The sequence below is a fragment of the Nostoc sp. CHAB 5715 genome (genome assembly GCF_020829685.1).
Classification (GTDB): Bacteria; Cyanobacteriota; Cyanobacteriia; order Cyanobacteriales; family Nostocaceae; genus Nostoc.
Map to the genome: position 1 here is coordinate 1 of NZ_JAIVFR010000892.1, position 3,124 is coordinate 3,124.

1 protein-coding gene and 2 pseudogenes are annotated in these 3,124 nt (G+C 38.9%); 1 reads left to right on the top strand and 2 read right to left on the bottom strand.

Features of this window, described 5'->3' with window-relative positions; genetic code table 11:
• A pseudogene (locus LC574_RS33255) lies at positions 1–1,979 on the top strand (response regulator); the annotation flags it as partial.
• A gap of 208 nt (positions 1,980–2,187) precedes the next feature.
• Here the strand turns inward: LC574_RS33255 and LC574_RS33260 are convergent.
• The gene (locus LC574_RS33260) at positions 2,188–2,913 is read right to left on the bottom strand and encodes a Uma2 family endonuclease (protein ID WP_229457851.1); all 726 of its coding nucleotides are present in this window, start codon (positions 2,911–2,913) and stop codon (positions 2,188–2,190) included.
• Between the two features lie 54 nt (positions 2,914–2,967).
• Positions 2,968–3,124, bottom strand: a pseudogene (locus LC574_RS33265) (ABC transporter permease); the annotation flags it as partial.

Genomic DNA, 3,124 nt, shown 5'->3' on the forward strand with positions numbered 1-3,124 from the left:
AGTTAAATTTTCTTGTTTGTCACCAATTAATCCAGCAACTGACTAGACACCAAACAACTTTAAATGAATTACGTGATTTACCATTACAAATACAAAATCTTACCTCACAACAAACGCAAAATTTTTCAGTGAAATTTGACTCTTTAGAAATGGATGTATATACAGATTTTCAGATGACATTGCATGAAGCAATAGAAGAGACACTGCAACTACAAGAAACCACATAGTCTCTTGACTTGCTTCTGACGCAAGCTGCCCAAATTAGTGACAAACAAGAAAATTTAACTCTTAATATTATAGATAGCTTAGTAGAAGCACGAATGTCGCCTTTGGGCAATATCCTGAATCGCTTCCCCCACATGGTAGATAAGTTGGGGAATGTTCATGCCAAACTTGTAGAATTGAAACTTACTGGTACTGAAGTACTAGTTGATAAAGCGATCGCAGAAAAGCTGTACGATCCCTTGTTACATTTAGTACGTAACGCTTATGATCATGGTATTGAATCTCCGCAACTTCGCCGAGAGTTTGGTAAACCAGAACAAGGGTTAATCGAAATCCGCGCCTATCATCAGGGTAGCCAAACTGTTATTGAGGTTCGGGATGATGGCCAGGGATTGAATTTAGACAGAATTCGCAGAAAAGCTGCTGAATTTTATCCCATACAAACTGAAGAAAAAATTAGAACCTATGCTTCTAATCTGGCTGAATCTGAACTGTTAGATATGATATTTTCACCTGGATTTTCTACTGCTGGTAAAGTAAGTGAAATCTCTGGGCGCGGGATGGGGTTAGATATCGTGCGTACTCAGATGAACGCACTTAATGGTTCAATTTCAGTTCAATCCTTACCCAACCAAGGAACAATATTCATACTCAAAATCCCTTTTTCTATGACTACCGAAAAATTAATGCTAGTTCAAGCCAAAGGTGTTGTTTATGCCCTTCTTTTGGACAGTATCGAAAAAATATTGATTCCCTCTGAGCAGCAGATTAAAGAAATTGAAGGTAAAAAAGTCTTACATTGGAATACAGACAATGATGAGACTATGGTCAGCCTCCGTCAACTTTCAAAGTTGATTAATTATAATGATTCATGCTTTAATAATGATACTTTATACAACACATCAATTACTCACGACCCAAGCATAGCGAAAAATCCGGTGCTTTTGCTACGACGAAATCAGGGAAGATTTGCTTTAGAAGTTGACCAAATAATTGGTGAACAAGAACTGGTAATCAGACCTTTAGGAAATGCGATCGCACCGCCAAAATACATTTATGGTTGTAGTAGTTTAGCTAATGGTAATCTCATCTTAGTGATTGATGCTTCATTGCTGGTATCTAGCGAGCTTCAACAAACAATACTTGATGTTATGGCGCTACCAGTACCTTTTTTGTCAAATAAAAAAGCCTTAGCAATATCAGGATATACTTCTTCATCTACACCATTACTTGCTGCATCTACTTCCACGACAACTGTAGAAACCCAACCCAGTTATTCTCAAGAACCAGATAATAATTCACCTATAGAAACCCAACCTAGTTATTCTCAAGAGCCAGATAATAAATTACCAAAAGTTGTTTTAGTAGTAGATGACGCAATTAGTCTGCGCCAAACTATCTCTCTCACACTGCAAAAATCTGGTTATCAAGTAATACAGGCTCAAAATGGTGTAGAAGCTTTAGAAAAGTTACAGTTACATCCAGAAATACAAGTTGTCATCTCTGATTTAGAGATGCCACGAATGAATGGTTTTGAGTTGTTGGGCAATTTCCGTCAATACCCCAATTTAGCAAAAAAACCTGTCGTGATTCTCACTTCTCGCAGCGCTGAAAAACATCGCCAGCTTGCTCAAGAATTGGGTGCAAAGGCGTACTTGACTAAGCCTTATTTAGAGCATGAGTTTCTTTCTACAATTAAAGAGTTAATTAACAGTAATACAGATGATTTAAATCATTTACTCATTAGTCATTAGTCATTTGTCATTGGTCATTTGTCATTGGTCATTAGTCATTGCTCATTGTTTTTTGGTACATACCTCGTGCCGGGCTTTGTCTGCTTCCCTAAGGTGTCCGAAAAAAATTTCTAATTAAAACCACGTTAAAGAGTGGGCGTGGTATCTCAAGAACTAATGACTAATGACTCTCGCGTTGCAGTTTGATAGTTTAGTAAATGCGATCGCCTTAATTACCAGGTAGATTATTTGGATCTACACCTAGACAACGTAAATACTCCGCTAATTGTTCAGCCCTTTGTCGTTCTTGTTCGGCCCTTTGTCGCTGCTGTTGTGCCTGTTCTGCATCTGTCAAATAGCGATTTCCTTGCTCATCATACCAACATAAAAACTCCTGTTGTATCCCGGCAATTACAGCTTGGTGTCGCCCAATACCTAACCCCACCTCTGGCATTAAATAGGGTTCACCTATTTGTAGTTGGTAGTTTTCATCTATTAACTTATACACTTCAAAGGGTTGATGTTGGTCGCGTCGCCAAAACTCAGGGTTATAAATTACGTAGTACAATACACCAAGTTTTCTGTATATATCTAGCTTCTCGTCGTATTCACCTCCGGGGGTGTGGGACACCATTTCTAATGTGAATATTGGAACTACCCCATTTTCTTCCCAAACCGCGTAACTTTTGCGTGATTTGCCACCCTTTTTCCGTTCTACTCCCATACTTAAAAAAGCATCTGGCACTACAGGTACTCTGGAATTTACTCCTGTGGTGTGATATACTCCCATATCTACCCCGAAGTACCAATCCATACGATTTGCCCAAATGGAGTTGAGTAAGAAAAGTAAAATATTGGGCAAAAAGTTTTGGTCTTCGTTATCCACTGGCGTATCGTCTGAACAGGGAAGTTCATCAGTAGTTGGTAACGCATTTTTGAGATCAGGTGAGAGCATAACCGTTGTCTCGCTGGCGTTTGATGCCCTTATTATAAGTGAGTGACGGAAAGTTTAGCGTTTAGGTGCAGTCTCACCAAACTTAATTAAAAGTGCGATCGCAATACTAACAAGCAAAATTAACGTCATACTCAAGGCTGAACCAAATCCCCAATTTTGTGTTGCTCCCAGAAACTGGTTATAAACTAACCGCGCCGCCGTCATACTAGAA